18 protein-coding genes are annotated in these 18,936 nt (G+C 45.8%); 7 read left to right on the top strand and 11 right to left on the bottom strand.

Features of this window, described 5'->3' with window-relative positions; translation table 11 throughout:
• Positions 1-15: 15 nt before the first annotated feature.
• From QT979_RS06305 to QT979_RS06320, 4 genes are all read right to left on the bottom strand, one after another.
• Complete coding sequence (locus QT979_RS06305; RefSeq protein WP_333308744.1) at positions 16-258, bottom strand: hypothetical protein; 243 nt, start codon at positions 256-258, stop codon at positions 16-18.
• A gap of 137 nt (positions 259-395) precedes the next feature.
• Positions 396-923, bottom strand: a complete 528-nt coding sequence (locus tag QT979_RS06310) for a GNAT family N-acetyltransferase (RefSeq protein WP_333209704.1) — start codon at positions 921-923, stop codon at positions 396-398.
• 46 nt (positions 924-969) lie between these two features.
• Positions 970-2,949, bottom strand: a complete 1,980-nt coding sequence (locus QT979_RS06315; protein WP_333308747.1) for a glycosyltransferase family 39 protein — start codon at positions 2,947-2,949, stop codon at positions 970-972.
• Positions 2,950-3,217: 268 nt separating this feature from the next.
• Positions 3,218-3,796, bottom strand: coding sequence for a hypothetical protein (locus QT979_RS06320; protein ID WP_333308749.1), 579 nt, complete (start codon positions 3,794-3,796; stop codon positions 3,218-3,220).
• Positions 3,797-4,143: 347 nt separating this feature from the next.
• Here QT979_RS06320 and QT979_RS06325 point away from each other — a divergent pair, with 347 nt between their 5' ends.
• Together QT979_RS06325 and QT979_RS06330 are read left to right on the top strand one after the other, a co-directional pair.
• Entirely contained in the window at positions 4,144-4,476 is a 333-nt protein-coding gene (locus QT979_RS06325) for a DUF565 domain-containing protein (protein ID WP_333209698.1), read from the top strand.
• A 96-nt stretch (positions 4,477-4,572) separates the two neighbouring features.
• The gene (locus QT979_RS06330) at positions 4,573-5,712 is read left to right on the top strand and encodes a glycerate kinase (RefSeq protein WP_333308751.1); all 1,140 of its coding nucleotides are present in this window, start codon (positions 4,573-4,575) and stop codon (positions 5,710-5,712) included.
• A 190-nt stretch (positions 5,713-5,902) separates the two neighbouring features.
• Here QT979_RS06330 and QT979_RS06335 read toward each other — a convergent pair whose 3' ends face one another.
• Positions 5,903-6,268: a hypothetical protein gene (locus QT979_RS06335; protein WP_333209694.1), complete on the bottom strand. Its 366-nt coding sequence runs from the start codon at positions 6,266-6,268 to the stop codon at positions 5,903-5,905.
• A 327-nt stretch (positions 6,269-6,595) separates the two neighbouring features.
• On the opposite strand from QT979_RS06335, the gene QT979_RS06340 reads away from it, so the two are divergent.
• Positions 6,596-7,123 carry an orange carotenoid protein N-terminal domain-containing protein gene (locus QT979_RS06340; RefSeq protein ID WP_333209692.1) on the top strand — a complete coding sequence of 176 codons (528 nt, stop codon included), beginning with the start codon at positions 6,596-6,598 and terminating at the stop codon, positions 7,121-7,123.
• A 249-nt stretch (positions 7,124-7,372) separates the two neighbouring features.
• On the opposite strand, the gene QT979_RS06345 is transcribed toward QT979_RS06340, so the two are convergent.
• Positions 7,373-9,241, bottom strand: a complete 1,869-nt coding sequence (locus QT979_RS06345) for a PAS domain-containing sensor histidine kinase (protein ID WP_333209690.1) — start codon at positions 9,239-9,241, stop codon at positions 7,373-7,375.
• Positions 9,242-9,638: 397 nt separating this feature from the next.
• Between QT979_RS06345 and QT979_RS06350 the strand changes: the two genes are divergently transcribed.
• Both QT979_RS06350 and QT979_RS06355 read left to right on the top strand, forming a co-directional pair.
• Entirely contained in the window at positions 9,639-10,358 is a 720-nt protein-coding gene (locus tag QT979_RS06350; RefSeq protein ID WP_333082892.1) for a response regulator transcription factor, read from the top strand.
• 483 nt (positions 10,359-10,841) lie between these two features.
• Positions 10,842-12,494, top strand: coding sequence for an alpha-amylase family glycosyl hydrolase (locus QT979_RS06355; RefSeq protein WP_333209688.1), 1,653 nt, complete (start codon positions 10,842-10,844; stop codon positions 12,492-12,494).
• A 108-nt stretch (positions 12,495-12,602) separates the two neighbouring features.
• Here QT979_RS06355 and QT979_RS06360 read toward each other — a convergent pair whose 3' ends face one another.
• The gene (locus tag QT979_RS06360; RefSeq protein WP_333308754.1) at positions 12,603-15,236 is read right to left on the bottom strand and encodes an EAL domain-containing protein; all 2,634 of its coding nucleotides are present in this window, start codon (positions 15,234-15,236) and stop codon (positions 12,603-12,605) included.
• A 401-nt stretch (positions 15,237-15,637) separates the two neighbouring features.
• The gene (locus QT979_RS06365) at positions 15,638-16,441 is read right to left on the bottom strand and encodes a DUF2267 domain-containing protein (RefSeq protein WP_333209686.1); all 804 of its coding nucleotides are present in this window, start codon (positions 16,439-16,441) and stop codon (positions 15,638-15,640) included.
• 544 nt (positions 16,442-16,985) lie between these two features.
• On the opposite strand from QT979_RS06365, the gene QT979_RS06370 reads away from it, so the two are divergent.
• Positions 16,986-17,444 (top strand): response regulator, encoded by a 459-nt coding sequence (locus QT979_RS06370; protein ID WP_333209685.1) that lies wholly within the window; start codon positions 16,986-16,988, stop codon positions 17,442-17,444.
• On the opposite strand, the gene QT979_RS06375 is transcribed toward QT979_RS06370, so the two are convergent.
• Together QT979_RS06375 and QT979_RS06380 are read right to left on the bottom strand one after the other, a co-directional pair.
• The gene (locus QT979_RS06375; protein ID WP_333209683.1) at positions 17,398-17,829 is read right to left on the bottom strand and encodes a DUF2294 domain-containing protein; all 432 of its coding nucleotides are present in this window, start codon (positions 17,827-17,829) and stop codon (positions 17,398-17,400) included. The genes QT979_RS06370 and QT979_RS06375 overlap by 47 nt on opposite strands.
• A 104-nt stretch (positions 17,830-17,933) precedes the next feature.
• Entirely contained in the window at positions 17,934-18,311 is a 378-nt protein-coding gene (locus QT979_RS06380; RefSeq protein WP_333042016.1) for a BON domain-containing protein, read from the bottom strand.
• A 24-nt stretch (positions 18,312-18,335) separates the two neighbouring features.
• On the opposite strand from QT979_RS06380, the gene QT979_RS06385 reads away from it, so the two are divergent.
• Entirely contained in the window at positions 18,336-18,473 is a 138-nt protein-coding gene (locus tag QT979_RS06385; RefSeq protein WP_333082900.1) for a hypothetical protein, read from the top strand.
• Positions 18,474-18,597: 124 nt separating this feature from the next.
• Here the strand turns inward: QT979_RS06385 and QT979_RS06390 are convergent, their stop codons facing one another.
• Positions 18,598-18,879, bottom strand: a complete 282-nt coding sequence (locus QT979_RS06390) for an alpha amylase C-terminal domain-containing protein (protein WP_333308757.1) — start codon at positions 18,877-18,879, stop codon at positions 18,598-18,600.
• Between the last annotated feature and the right edge of the window lie 57 nt (positions 18,880-18,936).

The raw sequence follows: 18,936 nt of genomic DNA on the forward strand, positions 1-18,936 counted from the left end.
CTAGTTAACTCACGCTCACTGATTGACATCTTGAGCCACCATCATTGCATTGATGTGGGTAAAGATACGATCTAGTTCCCCAATGGCGTCGAGTTCCGCTACCTCTTCTGCCATTAGTTGATATGCCTTTTTCTTATCTAACAAATTTTCCATACGCTGTTGCAGCGGTTCACTAAATTTGAACAACTTCCACCCCTCGACTTTTTCAATGCAAATCTCATGGATTAATGAGTAGGGTTTGTTGAGAATTGAAACCATTGTAGGCTCCCAGCTTCGGGTTTTAGGTAGTGACTAGATTATAGATTTTATGCAATCTGGCAGATTTAATGCTCCAACCGAGAGCCTTCAAATTACCGCCAAAACCAGTGGCTTAAACAGCCAAACGGCTTTACAGTTCAAGTCGGATGATATTCATCCCTGCTTATTTGCCATCGCCATATCTTGCCTTCTTCAGGATCGTCCACCTCTGCAATGAACTTCATTCCCACTTTTTGCAACACGCTATTGGAGGCATTTTTTTCAGCTAAAGTGTGAGCGATGACGGCTTTCACCTCCTCGTGAGCGAAAGCATAATCAATCATTCCCTGTGCCACCTCAGTTGCAAATCCGCGATTCCAATATTCGGAAGCAATTTCATAACCTATCTCTATAGTCCCCGACTCATCAGGTGAGCCTGTGAAACCTCCGTTGCCAACCAGCACTTGATTTTTTGGATGGATAAAGAAGTAGCTGTGCCAGTCAGTTGGAGGCGGATTAAATTCGCAAGCTTCGTCAGCCGGGAGGGAAAATGCTTCTGGGAAAAGAGGCCAGCTATTAGGCACTATGACATTTAAAATTGCTGCAAGCTCGCTTTTACTTCGTAAGAAAGCTTCTACGTGAATCCTTTGGACGGCAAGTAGTTGAAGATTCTTAGTTGTAATCATTTTTCTAGCTTGTTTAACCAACAAGTATTAAATAACACTATAGACACTAGCGAAATGCTGTTCTCGGAACCCTGGCGAGTTGGTAAGCACCCCGACTGTCCAACACTTGATATTGATTTGGTTGCAATCCTAATTCCACAAATTTCTCTGGATATCCCAGCAACAAAATAGAGGGAGAAGTTGGGGTTTTAGATTCCTTAATGTAGTCGATCGCCCTTCTGACAGCTCGGTAGTAAGTCACCGGCTCTTGGCTATAAAAAACCAGACTTGGTTTCCAGAAACCAACCATAATAAACTCTTCCCCAGGCAGTTTTTGTTGAACAGCAACCTGTGCTAACTGTCTCAGAGGTAACTGGCGGTTGATATCGACCACTTTGTAGGCGGGAGTAAGACCAAAGATGATAAATGCTACTAACCCGATGAAGTTAGCAACCAAAATCCAGCGTTGTTGCCGCTGCCAAAGTAAAAGTGCGATCGCCACCGCTGTAGTTGTCCAAATCGCACCGCCTACAATCAGCAATCCCGACTGCTGAATTGCTTGGGGAAAATTGGGCATGGCCGGGTCATCTCCCAGCCAGTTGTAGCTGTAGAAAGTTGCTCCGGCTACAATTAATAAAAATATCACATTAAAAATGTATGTAACTAACAGCCCTCGCGGTAAAGAATTCGGTTTTTTTTCTAACTTTCCCCGCCTGTTTTCTGGTTCATTGCCCGCAATAATATCGCTCCACAGCAGCGTTACCAAAATCGCAGCGGCGGGGATTAAAGGCAATACATAACTGGGCAATTTGGTCACGGCGATCGTAAAAAAGCCAAAAATGCAGCCAAACCAAAATAGGGCAAATAAACTCAACTGAGCCGATCGCGGTTGACGGCGCCAGTAACTGCGCTGCCAAAAACGGGTGCGGGCGATCGCCACCGGCAAATAAATCGACCAAGGTGCAAAACCAACTAGCACTACAAAAAAGTAAAAATACCAAGGCGCCGAGTGTTTGTTGACTACTCCAGTAAAACGCTGGAAATTGTGATAGCCGAAAAAACTGTCAATATAAGTTTGACCGTTGTCTAAAATAACCAAAATGTACCAAGGCAGGGCGATCGCCAGAATAATTAAGATTCCCGACACCGGACGCATTTCGCGCCAAAGTTGGCGAAAATTTCCCAAATAAAGCCCGAAGCTGCCAACAATCAGCGCTGGAACGACAATTCCTACAGGCCCCTTAGCCAGAATTGCTAAAGCAATTAGTACGTAAAAAGTCAGATACCATTTATTGGGAAATCGGGAAGCGGAAACAGTGAGAAATTCTGCTTTTTCTCTCTGTTCTTCTAGAGTGTAACCGAGAAAAAATGCCAGTAGTGCCGAACACATACAACCGACTAATAGCATATCTGAAACGCCAGTCCGTCCCCAGGCAATAGTTTGGGGATTTAAAGCTATTAGGGCAGCACCAATCCAAGGAGTAGAAAAAAAGAGCGGAAGACGGGGAGTTTTGAGTTTTGAGTTGTTGTTCTCTGTTTCTTCTTCCGGCTTCCATCGGACTTCTTCCTTCTTCCTGACATCCGTTAAATCCCGTACAGTGCTCGTTGCCGAACTTCCTTCTTCCTTCTTCCTTATTTCTTTTTCCTCCTTCCTTCTTCCTTCTTCCTCCTTCCTTCTTCCTTCTTCCTTCGATAGGGTATAAAATCCGAGGCAAGTCAGACCGATCGCGCACAAGGCCGAGGGAAGACGCACGGCCCATTCGTTAACGCCCAGAGTGCGGTAAGCCACCGCCATCAGCCAGTAAATCAACGGCGGCTTGTCAAACCTCGTTTCGCCGTTGAAATAAGGAGTGATCCAATCTCCTGTCACCGTCATTTGACGGGCGGCTTCGGCAAACAACGGTTCGGTTTCGTCAACTAAACCGATGTTGCCGAGATTCCACAAGAAACCTACCCAGGCGATCGCGCACAGCCATAAAATCGATAGCAGCAAAGGTGCGATCGGGCGATTTCTAAACTCTGACAAACTTTTAATAACTTCCTTCACCCAAACTTCCTGCGATTTTAGATTTAAAATTTTAGCTCGCTTAGAGAGTCTACCGAAAGATTCGCATTCTCGAAACTCCCAACTCGATCAAATCTGGTTAAACTCAGATGTTGCACCATTCTCAACAAGCCTTTCATGAACAGGCCGAAAAGCCTTTTCTTTATAATGATGCGACTATGTGAGGTTAACTCACATAGCCACACCCTTCTCAACAAGAGCGGATCAATCGGCTTTCTCGACCAAAATCTCCGCACCAGCAGCTAAGCCTTCACGGCTGCAAAATTAACTGCCATTCTCCGGCTGTGCTGTTCCAAGCCGGCGAGGGTGTCTCTCCGGCGACGAAAGGCCCCCAGTAGCGGCGAGAACCATCCTGAGCAAAAACCACCAGAATGTCTCCCCGTTTGACTTGTAACTTGCCCTCCGGCAGCGATAGCATCAGTCCCTTGCCACCGCCTTCCCCCGGCGCAAAATCCCAGTGCGCTGGTTTTCCATAGGATTCCTTGGCTTGCCGTTTCGACAGCAGGGCCACTCGCACTGGGTGTTCGCTGCGGTTGCTGACGCGCAAAAGGCCGGAGGCTTTAGCATTTACAGGGACTGAGGCAAGCAATTCCTCCTCTGCATCTGGGGGGGTTGGTGTTGAGTCGGGCTTGGGCTCGCTGGTCGTGTCGGCAGAAGCTGTGGCGACTGGGGAAACGGGGAGTGTGGGGGGATATGCGGTGGCTTGTGAGGGCCAATCGCTGGAAGGATTTGAACCGTTGGAGATAGTGATTTCAAAACGTCCTAGAAACATTCCTGTAATTAGGACGATCGACACTCCAATTACGATCTGGTAAATTTTAAGATTCATAAATTTTAGGCTTACAGGATAGACTGCACCGGTAATGAGTCTTAACTATTTTTAATGTAAAACCAGGGGCTGCTGTGCCACAAGATACAGTTACACTTAATTAATTGACCGTTCTCGGCTATAAGTCCGCGATCGCTCAATACCATCTTAGATGTTAAATTTGAGATTTTAGATGGCGACATACTGACTCCGGTAAGGATTTGGAGTTGGTCGGGAGGGTCATTTGTTTACTTATCGGTATAGCTTTTAATACCAGTTGAAAAAAAGAGTACCACTATAGGCCCGTACTCCAAACCCCAATAGTTATCAGTAATTCCGCATCTCAAATCTCAAATGGTATAACTTTTATGCAGAATACCCGAATTAACAGATTAATTGATGTTCTGGGCGATCGCTTCCGAGGCTGGCTCAACAATCCTTGGCGACGGATTTCGCTCCTGTTAATTAGCCTGCTGTTCGGCACTTTTTTGGGAACAGCTATTTCGACGATCGCGGGACAATCTGCTGAGTGGGATATTATCGCGGCCGGGCTGTTGGTGTTGTTGACGGAGTTCGCCAACTGGCTGATTTATGCCCGCCTGCGGCCTGTAGCAGGTTCTTTTTCGGTGGATATGCTCAATGCTCTGAAAATTGGTATCACTTACAATTTATTTGTGGAGGCTTTCAAACTAGGTTCTTAAAAACTTTTTGAATCGGCGCGGGTTTAGGATGAAATATTTTTCAATTGCAGATAGTATTTGTACAAAACCCCCCCCCGCATAGAGAGTTTTTAGGATATGGATCGATCGACTGTAACCCCTGTTGAACTTTTACATCGGTGGCAAGCTGGCGATCGCCCGATCGCTCCCGACTTCGATCGACTGGCTTTGTGGGAACTTGCGGATGATGTGCGAGCGCGCGCTTTTGGCATTACTCCCGACAATGTAGCCGATGTTGTCCGCTGCAAAACCGATTTATTTTTTTCTCTTCTTGACGAACTGCATACTTTCCCCCTAAAGTCAACTGTTTTCCTCGAAACTTTGTGGAATCTTTGGCTGCCGCTGGCAATGCAATTATCGGCTGCAAAACAAAGTTTAAACCGTCCTTTAATTCAAGGAATTTTAGGAGTGCAAGGAACGGGAAAAACTACTTTATGCCAAGTTTTGAGGCTGATTCTGGGAAAATTGGGATATTCTACTGTCAGCCTTTCTTTAGACGATCTTTACAAGACTTATGCCGATCGCCAACAACTCCAAAAAGCCGACCCGCGTTTAATTTGGCGCGGCCCTCCCGGCACTCACGATATTGACTTGGCAATCGCAGTTTTAGACAAGTTGCGCGCTTCTCAAACTCACAATTTAGCAGCAGTTGACAATCCCAAATTAGATGCCCTCCAACCCGATTTAATTAATAAAAATATAGAAATTCCCAGGTTTGACAAATCTGCCTATGGAGGTGCAGGAGATAGAAGTCAACCCGAAATTATTTCTGGGGCGGATATTGTACTTTTTGAAGGTTGGTTTGTCGGCGTGAATCCGGTGGTTGATGCCAAATTAAACGAGTTCTTGGCGGCTGCACCGTTTCCGATTTCCACAGAAAGCGACTGTCAGTTTGCGCGCGATATGAATGCAAAGCTGCACAACTATTTGCCGCTGTGGAACCGATTAGATCGGTTGATGGTTTTGTATCCCCAAGATTATCGCCTTTCTCAAGTGTGGCGCAATCAGGCGGAACGGGAAATGATGGCGACGGGGAAGTCGGGAATGTCAGAAGCTGAAATTAATCGGTTTGTCGAATATTTCTGGAAAGCGCTGCATCCAGAGTTATTTATTAAGTCGATGCTGGAGGGCGATCGCGTTGATTTAGTAATTGAAATTTTGGGCGATCGCACTGTGGGCAAAATTCGTCGGGCGATCGACTTAAAATTAAGCGATTAGGGACACTAAAAATTAAAAATTTAAGGACACAACATTGTTGTGTCCCTACTGTATTGCATCTTATCGTGCACTCACTTGACCATTCAGGACTTATGCAAAACGTGATTTGACGCGGTAATTATAGGGGTGAAGCGGGGCATCAGCACCCTACAATACAGAGGTTTTGCATCGAGGATCGAGAATTTCTAAATTAACTGCCAGGAGTCCCAAGATCGATCGCTTTCTGCATCAAATCGTCTGTAACTTCGCCCGGTGTACCTGCAGGCGTAATGTCCTGAGCCATCGAACGAAAATCAGCGGGATTGCCACTTGTATCTGCAGGCTTAGCGATATCTTTAGCAGCGGGAATAGGAAATTTAGGTGCAGTTGCAGCGGCGGCAGCTTGAGCGCCGGCACCAGTGCGATCAATGTCACTAACGCTGAATTCTTTTGAAGCTTCGTAGTCTGCTGATACATCAACGGTCGGCAACTTTTGTTCTCCAGCTTCCGCGCTTTCAGTGATCTGCTGAGCGTCAAAGCTCTCAATGTTATTTGGTTCTGTATTGATTTCAGACATAGCCGACTCCTTGCTAGTTTTATTTAACAATTCACTGTATCAATTATTACTTGAATTCCCTGCTTTTTTATCTACCCGCAGATGTATCGTTCGCTTCTATCTTAAGGATGATATATTCTAGGGTGGTGCCTTAACATTACGCCACTTTCCGAAAAAAATGCAGCTTTAGACAAGATCCAAACCCATACATACTAAGCCATTCCCCATTGTTTAATCTAAAATCTAAAATTTAAAATCTAAAATCGTATTACCTCTCGGGGATGGTGACGGACACTTACAAATGTTGATATTTATATATTCTGGAAGCATTTTTAAGGAATTTTGTTTATGAACTCACCCGCCGCCACCAATCCTCACTCTCTCTCCAACGACACTAAAAACATCGTTCAGACAATCAACGGGTTGGGTACAGATGAAAAACTGGCGCTGCTCTACTTTGTTTATGAAAAAATGGGAGATTCAATTACACCAGCCGCTCCCGCCGCCGCCGACCCACAATTAGCTCCCATGCTGCTGGATGATTTTTACAAGCTTTCCCATGACCAACAACTGAATATAATGCGCGGTATTGTTAACCGCGACGACACGCCCTATTCCCACGCTTACGGAGCTTTGACTGCTAACAATCAGTTGGTGGTTTGGTATGCTTGGGCTATTGGTATGGGGGAAACAATTGTCGATATCCCCGAAGGATATGAGGCAACTGAGGCTGTCAATGGTGTGTTGGGTCAAATTGAAGGTCTTGAGTTTGAACAGCAAATTACAGTGCTGCGCGACGTAGCTAATAATATGGGCTACACCGATGTTAAACCAATTGCTACTCAGGCAGAAGTAGGGAAAACTTCTAGTCTGTAGGTAAGAGTCTGCTGTTGCAACCTATCCTACACAAACTCTCCTCCTAGCAGAGAGGGACTCAAGAATAAAGGAATTACCCAAAACCTCTATATGTAGGGTGCGCCGAGGTGCACCCTACCGCTATAATTAGTAGGTAAAACCTTTTTTGGCTCTTACTCATATTTATTCTTTCGTGTCTTAGAGAGGGACGAAAGTTTTTGTATGAGCGGTTAAAATCGGCTCTTCTGAGAAATATAAAAAGGTTTTCAGTCAGCAAGTGAGTTGTTTAGGGTAAATTTTTCGCGGGAATTCCATCCGAAATATCGAACCTTTTTTGAGTGGACTTTCGGCAGTAATTGTACCGTCGATCATCTTGACTAAAGAAGCACAAATAGCTAGTCCTAAACCGGTGCCTGGATATTGGCGAGTTGTGGTTTGGTCGCCTTGGCGGAACTTGTCGAAAATGTGGGGAAGATTCTTTTCACAGATGCCGATTCCTGTATCCCGAACGGTGATAATTAGCCGATCGCCCTTTAATTGCCGCACCTCAATGTAGATGCTGCCCTCATGGGTGAATTTAACCGCGTTAGAAACGAGATTCACCAAAATTTGCCGCAGGCGCAACTTGTCATTAACTATCAACTGATCCTGCAAGCAGACACTGACGGACAATGCCACGTTCTTATCGGTGGCTTGATTTCCGAATTCCAGCGCGACATCCATTACTAAATGCGCTAAATTAAATTTTTCAATTTTTAATTCTGTGTGGCCACTCTCGATTTTGGAGAGGTCGAGGATATCGTTAATTAGCAGTAGCAGGTTTTTGCCGTTATGTAAAATGCGCCCCACCATTTCTGTTTGCTGGGCGCTCAGCAGTTGTTTGTGCTGGCGCAGCAGCAATTGGGAAAAGCCGATAATCGAATTCATGGGAGTTCGCAATTCGTGGGACATGATGCCCAAAAATTGCGATTTTAACTTGGCTGCTTCTAGCAGTTGCAATTTTTGCTGTTGAATGCGTCGCCCCTGATTTTCGAGTTCTTCCTGCTGGCGAATTAGCAGCTCGTTTTGCAAGTCTAAAAGCTGTTCCTGCTTTTTTAATTTTTCGATCGCCAGTGCGTTGTTAATTGCCATCGCCGCTTGTTTTCCCATCACCGCCAGCAGTTGCTGAGTATGCCCGTCAATCGCCGCGCTGTCCTTCCCGTTGCCGATGGCCAGCACACCCAAACGCCCGCTCGGCCCGGACTCGATCGCCGCTGCACAAGCCGCCGCCGGCAGCAAGCCTTTGCGGCACTCCGACCGCCACAGTACAGACTCTCCCGTCGCAAATGCTTTCCACAGCAGCTTGTTTTGCACGTGCGGGGTTTTGCCCCCACCAAAGTTTTCCGTACCCCCGACAGCGCTGAGTTTGAGACCGCTGCAATCGGACTCCAGGAGAGCAACTAGGCAAAATTCCGCTCCTGCGATCGCCTCTACAGTCGCATCCGCAATGCCTTGCAACAACTGGCATAAGCTACCCGCCCGCTGGCTCAATATATTTGTAAACCGCTCTATCACCTGCAAATCTCGCCCAGCCTCTATTACCGTCCGGGCTTCGCACAATTTTTCAGCTTTGAAGTTAGCTTCCGATCGCGCTTGATGCGGCCAAAACTCTTGTTCTGCTTGGGGTTCGGCTTTAGTTTGTTTGATCGGTTCCATATCTGTGTAGGTTCCCACCCACTCCAAAACTTCCTGACTGTCTAGATTAGCGGGCCCTCCTCTCGCGACGTTCCAGCGGTATGTGCCCTCTCGCGTCTGCAGACGAAATATAATTTCGTAGCTTGGCGACGGGCACTTAGAAGTGTGCGATCTCGCCAATAGACGAGGGCGGTCTTCTGGGTGGACGCGCGCCAGATAGCCGAAACCCAAAGCTGCTGCTGCTGGTACCCCGGTGTACTCCTCCCAGCGCTGACAGAAATAAGTCGCCCAGCCGTCGGCATTTGTTTTCCAAACTATGTGAGGAATTGCCGACCACAGGCGATCGTCCTGAGTTTCGCAGTCGCCAACTTGCGGTTGGGGGGATGTTATTTCAGATACTTTGTGTAAGATTTCCGAGTCGGAAAACTCCGACTGAAAAGACTTATTGCCGTGATACTGAGTCATAACAGGTTATATAAATAAGCATTGGACTATAGCCCTAACACCGGCTAAAGACTCGTGCTGCTAGCTTTATTGATTTTGACGAGCCAAGTGCATCAAAATTTTTTATACTTTAAATCTATCTGGGTAGTGGAATCCTTACCTCTATCAACGGGCGGACAATGAGATAATTTAGTTAAACTGTTGAAACATTGAGAGCTTACCTGTCCCGATCGGGCTCGTGCAGGCATCGCCGCAAAATAACTTAAAAATTAACTTGCATTCTTGGCGGCTGCATGAGTATGCTTAAAAATGATGTGCAGCCTGTAAAACCCTAAATCAGGACACATTCTCAAATTTACTCAGTTTAGCTGAGTCAGTTGATGATATTTTAAAAGTTTAGCGGACTATTGGAAGAAAGATGAGTAAAATTCGCGTTGCTTTGGTAGAAGACCATGACCTGACAAGAGTGGGCATCCGCACAGCTTTACAACAGCGTGACACGATAGAAGTTGTCGGCGATGCAGCTAACGCTACAGAGGGATTGAAACTGCTTCAGTCTTCAAAACCTGACGTTGCAATTGTAGATATTGGCTTGCCGGATTTTGATGGCATTGAACTTACACAAAAGTTCAAGAAATCGGTAGCGGAGTCCGATCCCGATACAAAAATTTTGATTCTGACTTTTCAGGACAATGAAGAAGAAGTTCTGGCAGCTTTTGCCGCCGGAGCTGACTCTTACTGCATGAAAGATATTAGCTTCGATCAGTTATTAGATGTTGTAAAAGTAACTCACGAAGGTAACTCTTGGATCGATCCGGCGATCGCCCGCATTGTCCTGAAACAAGCTCGCACTCAGGAAGCCGCGCCGGAAGAACCAAAGGCTGAGGGCAAAAGAGTCACAATTAAGGCTGCTGAACCTGAGTTCAGTCACATCATTGAGACTTACCCTTTAACCGAACGGGAATTAGAAGTTTTGGAACTGATCGTGCAGGGTTACAGCAATGCTGCAATCGCCGAAAAGCTGTACATTACTGTCGGTACAGTCAAGACTCACGTCCGCAATATTTTGAACAAGTTGTGCGCTGATGACCGCACTCAGGCAGCCGTTCTCGCCCTGCGTTCTGGCTTGGTTGGATGAAGCCCGATCATCAGGCAAAATCAAGTTAAAAGTAGGGTGCGCTGGGCGCACCTTACGGCCACGGATTAAGGGTGTGCAGTGCACACCGACTCACTAATTGTTACCAAAAAATTAGGGTAGGCAGTGTGCACCCGCCGAGCAATTGTTTGTTGTTAAAAAAGAGGTAAACTTTAAAGTTGCATCTACCCCAGTACAGATTTTTTTTATCTTTCAATCAGTAAATCTACCTTAAGATAGATGCTAAAAAAATAGCGTATTACTAATACTTGTTGTTGAGCGATCCCCAGTTAGATAAATTTCGCTGGCACTGCCAATATTGCGCGATATCAATTCATAAAAGGCGGAGACAGAGGCCTGATTACGATACTTTTAGGAAGAGTTAAGCCTTAAAAAAATTATATCCGTAGAGTGATGCCTGAGTTCGCTTAAATTTGCGAAATTAAAAGTATCAACTGCTACTGAAATATTTTAGAAAGAGGTATTATGGCCGCCCCAATTGAATTCAAGTTATTTGCTCCCTACAACAAAGGAGCTGCCTTGATTGGCTCTTTTTCTAATTGGGAAGATATTCCGATGGAAAAGGACGAAGAAGGTTATTTTCGCACGCGAGTTGAGTTGGAGGATGGCGTTTATCAATACAAATTTCGCGTTCAGTCGAAAAGCTGGTTTCTGGAAGCAGATCAGTGGGTAGATGTGGTCGATCCCTACGCGACTGACATCGACGATCCTACTCAAAACGGCATTGTTCGGATCAAAGATGGCGATCGCATTATCGATACCTATGTTTGGAAACACGACGATAAACCGCTACCGGCCGATCGGGAATTAGTGATTTATGAAATGCACGTTGCCGACTTTTCCGGTGGCGAAGCAGACCCGCTGGCCCGCGGCAAGTACAAGCACGTCGTCGAAAAACTCGATTACCTAGTCGAACTCGGCGTCAACGCGATCGAACTCATGCCCCTCAAAGAATACCCAGGCGACTACAGTTGGGGCTACAACCCCCGCTACTTCTTCGCGGCCGAGTCCAGCTACGGAACCACAGAAGAACTCAAAAACCTGATAGACGAGTGTCACGGGCGCGGGATTCGCGTGATCATGGACGGGATTTACAACCACTCGGAAGCATCGAGCCCCCTCACTCAAATTGATCACGATTATTGGTATCACCACGAGCCCCGCGATCCAGACAACAATTGGGGCCCGGAATTTAACTACGAATTCTACGACGAAAACTTAGGAACTTTCCCCGCACGCAGATTTGCTGGCGATACAGTCCGCTTCTGGGTTCAAGAATATCATCTCGACGGCATTCGTTTCGATGCGGCGCGACAAATTGCTAACTACGATTTTATGCACTGGGTAGTTCAAGAAGCCAAAAATGTCGCCGGCCCCAAACCGTTTTACACTGTTGCCGAATACATTCCCGACGAGCCCAGCATCACCAATCTAGACGGGCCGATGGACGGCTGCTGGCACGACAGTTTCTATCACTCCATAATTCCACAACTGTGCGGGGACAATTTTGATTTAGAACGGCTCAAAGAGGTAATCGACTGCAAGCGGCAAGGTTACTTGGGTGCTACGAATGTAGTCAATTATTTGAGTAATCACGACCACGATCGCATTTTTGCCGAATTGGGCGATCGCGGAATTTTGGATGAAGCCGCCTTCAAGCGGGCAAAGTTGGGAACCGTGCTGTTAATGACAGCAGTTGGCGTGCCGCTGATTTGGATGGGCGAAGAATTTGGCGAATACAAAGGCAAAACAATTGAGCAATCTAAAATTGACTGGACGCTGCTAGGAAATGACCTGAATAAAGGTTTGTGGGAATACTACAAAGGCTTGATTCACCTGCGTAAAAATAACCAAGCACTTTACACAGAAAACATCGAGTTTTTCCACGAAGACCCCGACTCGAAAGTTTTTGCTTACACTCGCTGGAACGATGAAGGTTCCAGAGTTGTAGTTGTGGCGAATATGTCGGAAAATTATCTGGCAGGTTACAGCGTTCCCCACTTCCCTGCCAACGGAACTTGGCACGAATGGACTGGGAATTATGATGTTGAATCTGGCGATGACAATATTATGATTGACTTGCCGGAATACGAAGCCAAAGTGTTTGTTTGGCAGTAATATCATTTCCGGTTACACCGGAATGATGTTGACTGTTGACTGTTGACTGTTGACTGTTCACTGTGAGTCAACAGTCCGCAATCACGGACGGTGCAAGCGGAATCAATATTATTTCCCAGATTGATTTTCTAAGCACAATTGCGTTGCCGCCGCCGCCGGTATTGGTTTGCTAAAGAAGTAACCCTGACCCATATCGCATTGATGCGATCGCAAAAACGCTAACTGTTCTGCTGTTTCCACTCCCTCAGCAATCACCTGTAAATTCAGCCCCTGTCCCAAGGCGATCGCCAGTTTCACAATAGTAGCACCGCTGCTGCCGGTCACCAAATCGGCCACGAAAGATTTGTCTATTTTTAAATTATTGAGGGGAAAGTTTTTCAGAGACCACAGCGAAGAATAACCAGTGCCAAAATCGTCCAGAGAAATGTGAATTCCCATGTCCTGCAACTGCTGCAATACCGACACAGTAAAGCTCACATCTGTCATGGCAATGCTCTCGGTAATTTCTATTTCTAAATATTCGGGATTTAACTTGGTTTCTGATAAAATTTCAGCGATGCTTTGTACAGTGTGAGGTTGCAGAAACTGGCGGGCTGATAAATTCACTGCTATCCGAATCGGCGGCAATCCCAGTAATTGCCACGCTCGATTTTGCAAGCAAGCAGTCCGCATCACCCATTCGTCAATTTGGCAGATTAATCCTGTTTCCTCAGCTAAGGGAATAAATCGATCGGGAGGAATCAAACCGCGTTCGGGATGCTCCCAGCGAATCAGAGCTTCCATGCCCGCTATTTTGCCAGTATTTAAATTTATTTGCGGTTGATAGTGCAGGACAAACTCAGATTTGTTTAGAGCTTTGTAAAGATCATTTTCTAAGTTAAGATCCTCGGAGACTTTACTGCCGATCGCCTGCGTGTAAAACTGATAATTATTGCGACCTTTTTGTTTAGCTTTGTACATCGCAGCATCAGCATTTTTTAGCAAAGTTTCTGCATCTTCTCCGTCGTAAGGAGCCAAAGCAATTCCCAAGCTAGCCTTAATATAAAGTTCCAGACCCTCAAAATCAAAAGGACTGCTTAAACTCTGGATAATGAGCTGGCAAATTTTAGTTGCTTCCTCTGGGGTGTTGATATTGTACAGCAGCACAGTAAATTCATCTCCGCCCCAACGAGCCATCGAATCCCCCAGGCGCAAACAGTTAGTCAAACGCCGAGATACACTTTGCAGCAACAAATCGCCCACTGGGTGACCGAGAGTATCGTTAACATTTTTAAATCTGTCCAAATCTAGAAAGATTACCGCCAGCATTTCTCCATTTTGGTGAGCGCTAGCTAAAGCTAAAGACAGCCTTTCATTAAACAGTAATCTATTAGGTAAACCAGTTAATGGGTCGTGAGAAGCTTGATGTCGGATCATCGCCTCGACGCGCCTCTGCATTGCAGCCATGTACAGGTGAGTTCCTAAAGATTGTGCTAGCTTCTGTTCCTCGCTAGTCCACTTTTGAGCTTCGCCGGTTTTGATTTCTTTCCAAGCTGCAAAGGACTGTCGGGGACGATCGTGCCGGGCGTCCGAACTGCAACGGCCCGCCCACAAAATTTCGGTTTGTATAGGGCTGCGAAAAACGGTGAGACAGCCGATGCACTGTTGGCGATATTGCAGCGGTACTGCCAAAAAAGATCGAATGGAAGCTGCGACTAAATTGGCAGATACAGATTTAAGTTGAGGTTCTTTAGAAATATCGGAAATTGCGTACAAGTGCGGTACGAGAAAACTGGAAATATTGCTGTCAATTGAGCTGTAATGCTGGGAATATAGATTTTCAAAAATACCTAATTGGCTTGTATGATTAGCTGTTTGTGGTGGATCGTCTTGGTTTGCCCTCCCCATAATCTGCTGCCAAAATGGGCTGAGTTCAAGGTCGATGTCCGCTGGCTGCTGGCCACAGGTATAAAGCAAAGCGGGCCGATCGCCAAACTCGGCTGCAATGTAGAGACGCCCTCCTGAACCATGCAAATGCTTGACAGTTTGTTCGAGAACTGCTTTCCGAATTTCGTGGAGTTCCAGAGGAGAATGCAGCAAACTGGTAATTTGGTTGATAACAGCTTCGTCGCGCGCTTGCTGTCTAGCTTGACTCAGCAGGAAAGATTGGGCGATCGCAATTGAAAGTTGATCCACAAGCAACTGCACCATTTTCAATTCTCGATCGCTAAACCGTTTCGGTTGACTATGGTGAGACACCAACAGCCCCCAAAGGTGATTTTGATGCAAAATCGGCACCGTCAGAGAAGAACGTGCTCCCATAGCCTTCAGATATTCAGCGTGACAAGGGTCTACAGGACGATAGGTAATATCTTCAACTGCTAAAGTTTTACCGGTTTCGGGACAATCTAACCGATTAATTGTTTGATGCTTCAATTCCACATCTACAATCACTCGCTGCCGCGCTTTGAGAAACATTTCCCGAGCACTATGGGGAATGTCGCCTGGTGGAAAGCGCAAACCCAGCATAGATGGCAAATTGTCACCGTTGATGGACTCAGCAATGACCTCACCGCTACCGTCGGCCTCAAAGCGATAAACTTTTACTCGATCGCTCTGTAAAAAGCTGCGGATTTCTAGGGCAGTTGTCGTCAAAATCTCTTGCAGTTCTAAAGAGTTGCGGATGCGATTGGTAATTCGATTGAGTAAAATCTCTTGTTCTAAAGTCGATCGTGACATTTGTGTAACTTTGGTGCGGGTCATGCCTTTTGATCTCCCGGGCTGTTGACAGCATTTTTGCGAGCCACAGTCTTAACTTGCCTTGTATTATACATTACAATACTTTCGCTCTGTCTAGGGGCTTGACCCAACCCAATGATACGAAACTCGGTTTATGGAGATATTTCTGGTTTTCCGACAAATTTCGGTGAGAAACCGGGTTTTTCACAGCAATTACAAGGCAAGGAAAGAGCGATCTGACATTAGTGAGGACGAAAGTTCGATCGAGTTTGATCAGGACTCAAGTCCTCACTACAAAGCAATTGCAAAGCTACCAGGCAAAAAGTATAAAGAAACCGGGTTGAGCAACCAGTATTCTGCCCTCTGGAGGGAAAATACTGGTTGCTCAACCCGGCTAGTAAGTATTTATACCTTAAAACGTCTCGTTAAGCAGACGCCCAAATTTCCCGAATTCTGTCCGGCAAAAAGCCAGCTATTTCCTGAATTCGCTCCTCGGACAGCTCATCCTTCGTTGCCGAAAATACAGCCGCGATCGCAGTTTCCGGTTTTACTCCTGAAGGAAGTGCGCCTTCTAGTTCCACCCTCCGTGCAAACAAATTGCCATCGATCCCCAAAGGTGCAGGCGCGCCGGTCAAAGGTTGACGCACCCGGCTGAGCAATCCCACCAGCGGATTGGTATCTTTCCAGAGGTCTGCTATTTCTTGTTGCAGGGTTTTGTCATCCGTAGGCAAAACTTCTTTGTGCAATTCAGATTCCACGTGCTCGATGGCGTCTTTTGTCATCACATCGCGCATGACCCGGTACACTACTTCGGTAATGTCACGGGCATCAAAAATATCCTCCAAGTGACCGTTTACCATCACTTTTTCCAAAAACGGCATATCCTTTGAAGCGATAGGAACTGCCGACCCTTCTTGATGGAGCGACTTCGGAGGATTCGTCTCCATTTTGTGTAACAGTTTGCGGCCTTTTTCTGTTAAATCAGCTTCTTGAAATGCGACTAAAGGCGGCAATACCTCAGTTCCTCCGTAAGGTTCTCCACTAAAGTCAGCTTTAATAAATTCTCTTTGGTTGAGGTAGTCCAGATGACCGAGCAATTCCGCTTCTGCCACCTGGTGACCGACATATTCTTCGGCTGCGTTCCTAATTTCCGACTCTCCCCTGCCGTTTCCGCTGCCAATCTTTTTGAGCAAAATGTAAGTCAGGTCGTCTCTGATTGGAATTGTCATTAAAACCTCCTAGGTTAATATCCGGTAAAGCTCATGTAAAAACTTAATTTTTTTACTGGCTTAAATTGTGATGATTACTACTTAAAAACATTGAAGTATAAAGTAGAGTAATCAAGTATCTCTCAGCAGGTGTAAGTTATTAAATTCAAGTTGGGGCTAGAATATTCCTTTAGGTAGATCCATGTATGGGAGCCCACGTCTAATGTTGTTATTATCCTTAAAAGCTGTCGCCACTCTTCAATGCTATTAAGCGAGGATGCTTTATTGGTAAGATTCTCCGTATTTATTGCGTGTTTTTACCAGGGCTGACGCACCAAGAGCCCCTAAGTTGGTAATTGGCGCTGGGAGAGGTAGAATTAAGCAGGTGCTATGGGGTTAATCAACAGCGGTCATTTTGCCCGCAGTTTGTAGCGATATTGTATCGGATTAGACCAAAAACTGGTCATGGGAGAGCTACCAATACGAGCCAATCTGTTTCAAGTGCCGCAGTGCCACTTGAAGAATGCCTCGGTAACAAATTTTTTGATCGTTGCGCTCGGCATTTATGAACTACCTTCATTGGGACAATAAATTGGAATCCTCGTCTTTCATTAGCGGTCAACCCCAGGTTGACAAGCGTCCTTTAGTGTTGGCTGTAGACGACAATCCGGACAACCTAGAGCTGCTGACACAAATACTCGATTTATTCGGCTGCGAGTGCGTGGGAGCAGTGGACGGGTACGCAGCTCTTTCCGCAGCAGTCGATCGACAACCCGACCTAATCGTACTCGACATTTGCCTACCGGATATAGACGGTATGGAAGTAGTAAAGCGCGTCCAACAAAACCCCGATCTCAGACATATTCCGATTGTTGCTGTCACAGCACTAGCCAAACCAGAAGACCGCGCTCGAATTCTCGAAGCAGGCTGCGTGGAATACCTTTCCAAACCTTTTAACATCAAAGATTTAGAAACAGTTATCCGCCAGCACCTCGACTCTCCACTGGTTTTGGTTGAGTTTTAGATTTATAATTAGAATCACGGACTTGAGGTGCAGAGTCCAAAATTGCGATCGTTCCAGTGCGGCCTGTCTCCAAGGTCGCATCGCGGAGCAAATCAGTGACTCCCACGCCCAAAACCTTTTGAATTAATTCTTTCAGTGGCAATTCCATGACAGATTCTAATTCTGTCCGCACCTGCAAAGCCAAATCTTGCTGACCGTTCTGAGCGAGCAGTTTTTCTGGTTGAGTAAGCCCATTTTCGATAACAATTATTAATTTGTTATCCAAAAGATTGCAGAGCGCCTGACTCGTTTGGTGTCCGAGCTGAGAGCGGTACAAAGCTTGAATTCCCTGCGAAAGAGTGCGTTCTAATTTCCCGCGAGTAGGTTCTAATGTTTCGCCTGTCATATTTTTTATTGAGATAAAGATAAATCAAAAAAACAGTTAACTGTTAACTACTAACCGGTTAACAGTTAACTGCTAACTGTTAACTGTTAGAAATAACCGTCGCGTTATCCGACAGTAACTTCATTAGTTTCCACCCCAGTTGCACCCTTAACGCCTTTAGCAATTGTCACCAACTTGTTGACAATTTCCTGACTGGGAACTGTACCTTTGAGAACCACCGTAGTGCCAAGTTGAGCCACATAAACAGTCTCAATATCCGCAACATCTGGATTTGCATCGAAAGCCTGAGCAACCCGTTTAGCTAAACCGCTTTGATCGTATTCTCCGTTCAAGCCCATGCGTTCCGGCGGGATTGTCTGAGCGCTCGCAGCAGGTTGAGCTTGAGCTTGAGATTGAGCTACAGGTGCTTGGTAAGCAGGAGCATCAACAGTTTCTTGATTTTCAAGTTTTTCTAAACCAAACAATCTTTTTAGCCAGCCCATAGAGTTTGTCCTCCGACAAAGTTTGTGTTAATTGACTTGTTAATTGACAGTTGGCACGTCGCCGTGCAATTTTTATTCTCAATACCAGGAATTACGATCGCACTCTTGGATGCAGAAACCGAGTTTTTTTACAAAAAAGTATCGTTACAGCCATCCACCTAGGTAGAAAAACCCAGTTTGTTGAGTTTGGTGCGCCCATCCTAAATACAATTTACTGTTGTACAACTGGGCCGATCATCTGCCTAGAGACATAATTCTCCGGCTGTCAAACAAATAATTGCGCTGATCATTCCGGCAAATCAAACTTAAACTCTTCTTCCCCAACTTCTACTATTTTGTTATACATCCACTCGTGCCAACTTCCTGCCGCCAGAAACTTAGGAATGCTGTTACCAGATAGATAAGTATCCGAAAAATTAGCGACAACTACTGCTCGCATTTCCTCATCGCTCCAGCGGTAGTAAGCCAGCACTTTGGCTTCGGAATTTTCGTGATAAATATCAATATTTTGGGTATAAAGTGGCGGAACTTTTTCCCGCAGCCGAATCACGTGTTTGTAGTATTCCAAGAACTCATAATTTGGCTAATTTTTCAACAAAAACCATTGCAGTTTATTCGACTGGTT

The organism is Microcoleus sp. w2-18bC1 (assembly GCF_036700365.1).
GTDB lineage: Bacteria > Cyanobacteriota > Cyanobacteriia > Cyanobacteriales > Microcoleaceae > Microcoleus.